The sequence below is a fragment of the Acetatifactor muris genome (assembly GCF_024623325.1).
Classification (GTDB): Bacteria; Bacillota; Clostridia; order Lachnospirales; family Lachnospiraceae; genus Acetatifactor; species Acetatifactor muris.
In genome coordinates this window covers 1-5,145 of sequence record NZ_JANJZD010000078.1, presented here as the reverse complement: position 1 = coordinate 5,145, position 5,145 = coordinate 1, and the positions used below count along the sequence as shown (strand labels likewise).

Below are 5,145 nucleotides of genomic sequence, written 5' to 3'. Positions count from 1 at the left end.
ATTTCCACAGGGAAAACGCATGCCCGTCAGATGGAGAGGCTGGGGTTGATCAGCTGAGGAAAATAGAACATAAAAATAACAGGTCAATTATGAAACTGATTGAACTGTTATCACAAAATCACCATTTCATTTATCGCAGATTCTCAAAAGGCCATAAAAAAAGAACACAGCAACAATTCTGCGTTCTCAATAGCGATAAAAAGGGCGTAATAAATCAGAAACCCCGAAAAAAATGATTCCCGGGTTTCTTTTTGCATGTTCTGATATCAGAAAACATATTGTATTCAGTCAATTTTTCCCAATCACAGCATAAAATAACCTTGAAAACCGTCTGGCACCGTGCTATACTATATTTGTAATAGTACATAAAGGGATATTTTTTTATTGAAATAATACAAAATGGTGATTTTGTGTAATTTTGAGGTCGGAGAGAGATTTGCAGGAGAGAATTTCTGCAAAGCTTTTCCGCGTTTGCGGAATTGAAAGGCAAAGTACGGTTTATCGTCATTGAATATCAGAATAGCGGAATTCTGTGGGGAAAGGAGAAGGAATGGACGCCCTGAATCAGAGAATGGAAGAAGAACTGACGCCGGAAGTGCTGGAATCCTTTCTGGCATATCTGTCTGACAGGGGACGGAGTCAGGTATCCCTGCAGGAATATCGCAGAACGCTGAACATGCTCTGCAGCAGATTTTCACAGGAGGGCAGCAGGGTTACAGAGAAAAGCGGGGGAAAGTGGAAGCGGTGGCTGGAAGAGCAGGGGCTCAGTCCCCGCACTGTCAATATGCGGATATCTGTCTGGAACAGCCTGATGCAGTATCTGGGACACCGGGACTGGCAGGTGGCGGAATTCAGCAGTCTGAAGGAAGATATACAGCCGGAACTGACTCGAACGGAATACCTTCGGCTGCTGTCTGCGGCAAAGCAGCTGGGACAGGAAAAGGTTTATCTGCTGGTCAAAGCATTGGGAGGCGTTGGACTGCGCATTCAGGAACTTTCCCAGCTGACAGCGGAAGCCGTATGCCAGGGTACAGTGCGGTTAGAGCGCCAGAACGGGGCCAGTACCCGCGTATTGCATCTTCCGTCGGTATTGCAGCGGGAGCTGCTGGAATACATGGACAGAGAAGGAATTACAAAAGGGCCGGTATTTACCACTGCCAAAGGAAAACCTGTGGACCGTTCCAATGTGAATCACAGTATCAGACGGCTGAGCCGGGAGGCAAAAGTGGCGGAGGAGAAGGCAAATCCAAGGTGCCTGTGGAAAATGTATCAGTCCACTCAGGAGAGACTTCAGGCAAATGTGGCTGTGCTGATTGAACAGGCTTATGAAAGGATGCTGGAGCAGGAACAGCTGACAGTGGGCTGGGTACATTGATAAGCTTTTCTGCTTATTTGGCAGGACAAACGGAGAAGAAGTGAGGGGGGAGGTGAAAAGTGTGAGCAAAGGGTGTGATGCGGAGGCGTGTCCGCCGGACACGTCAACCCATTGCCATATGCCGTCGGTGTCAACGGGGATGACAGAATAGCCAGATGGCCTGCTCGGTGATAAACGAGCGGATATTTTTGGCAAACTATCGGAAACGATAGGACGCAAAGTCATAGGGACTAACACGTCTAAGGACGTTATGTCAGCCTGACCGCTAATTTAATTAGCAAACCGTCGGAAACGGCGGGACGCAAAGCCATGGGGACTAAAGGTAGCAGGGAAGTGTTCGACAGAAGGCTTTCTATATACTTATGTCAGCCCGGCTGCTAATTTAATTAGCAAACCGTTGGAAACGACGGGACGCAAAGCTATGGGGGCTAAGGTACAAATCTGAAACGGAACTACAGTTTCGGATAGGCACTAAGCCAGCCCGGCCGCCGGACACTTTGCATCCGTATGTCAGCAAAGAAAGGATTAAGAGAAAATCATGAGCAAAAAGAAAAAAGAAAGCAGTAAAAAGGCAAAGACGCTCCTGAAAAGTGTCGTTGCTGCCGGTGTTGCGATCGGCGGAGCTGATGTGCTTAGTGACGCAAACGTCGTATATGCTGCAGAGAGCGAGCTTGAACAGTTTGATGCCAATAAGAACGAAATTGTGGTGCCTTCCTATACCGAGAAAACGATTTCAGAAGAAGCTGCTGCCTCATTGTCCAACGAGCAGACACTGAGCACGGAGAGCAATGCAGACACAACGGCTGAAACAACGGAAAACCATGATGAGTCATCAGCAGATACGGTTGAAATACCGGGAAATAACGAAACGGACGGAATAACCAACGAGGATTCAAAGCCGGAAGAACCTGCAGAGAATCCGGAAAAACCTGGGGATGAGACAACTTCAGAGAACACAGATGCTGAATCTGAAGAAGACTCAGAGTCCGCAGAATCCACGTCTGAAGAAAACGTTGATTCAGAGTCTGCAGAATCAACATCCGAGGACAACACGGGTTCTGAATCAACGGGATCCACATCTGAGGAAGGCACTGATTCTGAATCAATGGAATCTACATCTGAGGAAGGTTCCGGCTCTGAGTCAGCATCAACAGAGTCCACATCTGAGGAAAGCTCTGATTCGACATCTGCAGAATCAACATCCGAAGACGGTTCCGGTTCCGAATCAGTATCAACGGAATCTACATCTGAGGAAGATTTTGCTTCGGCATCAATTTCTGAGAGTGAGGCTGACTCCTTATCCGCTTCTGTATCGCTGAGTGAAGAGGAGAGCCTGAGCTTAAGCGCGAGTCTCAGTGAGAGCGCGAGCCTGAGCCTGAGTGCAAGTCTCAGTGCAGGTGCAAGTGAAAGCCTGAGCACAAGTCTTTCCGAGAGCCTGAATGTGAGCCTTTCCGAGAGTATGAGTACAAGTATGCTGTCTGAAACCTCTAATGTTCAGGGCTTTAGTATGGCAAGATACCAGGCCTTGATGGCGAAGGCTACAAGCGAAGGCCTGACGGCAGCAGAGGATGCTGAGCTGAAGAGTCTGATTGAGGCATCCACAAGTGCCAGCAATTCGCATGCGTCCATGGCAAGCAGTCTTTCGGCTGAGTCAGAAAGCATCAGCAAGTCTCTGTCAGCGGCAGCGTCACAGGCAGATGCTACGTCGTTGAGCCTTTCTGGATCCGAATCGTTGAGTCTGGTTACTTCGGAGACTGTACGGGATAGTTTGAATGCATCTATGTCGGAGGCGCTTTCAACGGCACAGTCGGAGTATGACAGCTTGCTTGGTCATTATAATGATGGTGAGCAGAGGCTGGAGAGGCTGGAGGCATTGAAAAAGCTGATCGATGCTCAGGAAGAGCTTGTAGAGAGCTTACGGCAGATAGCTGAAAATCATTGGACTCATGACTTAGATAAAGTGGAATTGGAAGTTTCTGACGGCAAAATATTAAAATACTGGGATGAGGCGGATAAGTTGGCAAATATGCTGATCCAGTATAAAATGTTGTCAGATGCGCAGGTAAATAATTATACAGACGTTAATTTCTCAAACGATGGCAACTGGATAGAGTATGAAAAGGGTACAGATGTCGATGGGCGTTACATTGAGGTAACCTATAAAGATCAGGACGGAAACGAGCAGACAAGATATTTCGACTATGCTACGGCAGATAAAGATGGCAATGCGATTGAAAATAGAAATGACGAAAAAAGGTATTATGAAAAGCCTGGAACTTTATTCTCTAAGAGCAATTTGACGGCACACCGTAATGACGCCACAATAGTAAAACATATCTATATTGTGGAAATGACAAAAGACTCCAGGGGGAAGTTTATTGTCAACAAAAATAACGGTTATAAAGGCGGTGCCGCGTATTTTAGTCAGAAAGATTATATTGACGGCAAAGACGCATACCAGAATGAATATCGGTCTGAGTATGTGGAAAAGTCTGAATCTTTAAGTACAGCCGTAAGCGAGAGCGAAAGACAGAGTACATTCCTTGTACAAGAATCAGAAAAGGCAAGTACAGAGGCCAGCCAAAGTGCATCAACCAGTCTGAGCGCTTCGGAAGCTCAAAGTACATGGCTGTCAACCAGCGAGCATAGGTCGGAGTCAACCAGTCTGTCAACATCGACCAGCTTTAGTACATCTTTGTCTCAATACCAGAGTACCTCGACCAGCATATCCGAAAGGATGAGTACTTCTGTAAGTGAGAGCGAGAGTACGTCGACCAGCGTAAGCGAGAGTGAAAGTACCTCGACTTCTGTAAGTGAGAGCGAAAGCACGTCAACTTCCGTAAGCGAAAGTGAAAGCACTTCGACCAGCGTAAGCGAGAGCGAAAGCACGTCAACTTCCGTAAGTGAGAGCGAGAGCACGTCAACTTCCGTAAGTGAAAGTGAAAGCACCTCAACGAGCGTAAGTGAGAGCGAAAGCACTTCGACCAGCGTAAGCGAGAGCGAAAGCACGTCAACTTCCGTAAGTGAGAGCGAAAGCACCTCGACCAGCGTAAGTGAGAGTGAAAGCACCTCAACGAGCATAAGTGAGAGCGAAAGCACGTCGACCAGTGTAAGCGAGAGTGAGAGCACGTCAACTTCCGTAAGTGAGAGCGAAAGCACCTCAACTTCTGTAAGTGAGAGTGAAAGTACCTCGACGAGCGTAAGCGAAAGTGAAAGCACCTCAACTTCCGTAAGCGAGAGTGAGAGCACGTCAACGAGCGTAAGTGAAAGTGAAAGCACCTCGACCAGCGTAAGCGAGAGTGAAAGTACCTCGACTTCTGTAAGTGAGAGCGAAAGCACATCAACTTCTGTAAGCGAAAGTGAAAGCACATCGACTTCTGTAAGTGAGAGCGAAAGCACATCAACTTCTGTAAGCGAAAGTGAAAGCACATCGACTTCTGTAAGTGAGAGCGAAAGCACATCAACTTCTGTAAGTGAAAGTGAGAGTACTTCGACTTCTGTAAGTGAGAGTGAAAGCACTTCGACCAGCGTAAGCGAGAGCGAAAGCACGTCAACTTCCGTAAGTGAAAGCGAAAGTACCTCAACTTCCGTAAGCGAGAGTGAGAGCACCTCGACCAGCGTAAGTGAGAGCGAAAGCACGTCAACTTCTGTAAGTGAGAGTGAGAGTACCTCAACTTCTGTAAGTGAGAGTGAGAGCACGTCAACTTCCGTAAGTGAAAGTGAAAGCACCTCAACTTCTGTAAGCGAGAGTGAAAGCACGTCAACTTCCG

Annotated in this window: 3 protein-coding genes, 1 pseudogene and 1 riboswitch; of the genes and pseudogenes, 2 read left to right on the top strand and 2 right to left on the bottom strand. The window is 47.3% G+C overall.

Features of this window, described 5'->3' with window-relative positions:
- Positions 1–236: hypothetical protein (locus tag NSB25_RS28730; protein ID WP_257479363.1), on the top strand; the 236-nt coding region annotated here is incomplete at its 5' end.
- A 314-nt stretch (positions 237–550) separates the two neighbouring features.
- Positions 551–1,375, top strand: coding sequence for a tyrosine-type recombinase/integrase (locus tag NSB25_RS28725; protein ID WP_242982363.1), 825 nt, complete (start codon positions 551–553; stop codon positions 1,373–1,375).
- A 266-nt stretch (positions 1,376–1,641) separates the two neighbouring features.
- Positions 1,642–1,757: riboswitch (cyclic di-GMP riboswitch) on the top strand.
- A gap of 332 nt (positions 1,758–2,089) precedes the next feature.
- Here the strand turns inward: NSB25_RS28725 and NSB25_RS28720 are convergent.
- Positions 2,090–2,794: a hypothetical protein gene (locus NSB25_RS28720; RefSeq protein WP_146040000.1), complete on the bottom strand. Its 705-nt coding sequence runs from the start codon at positions 2,792–2,794 to the stop codon at positions 2,090–2,092.
- A gap of 1,281 nt (positions 2,795–4,075) precedes the next feature.
- Positions 4,076–5,145 (bottom strand): annotated as a pseudogene (locus NSB25_RS28715) (hypothetical protein); the annotation flags it as partial.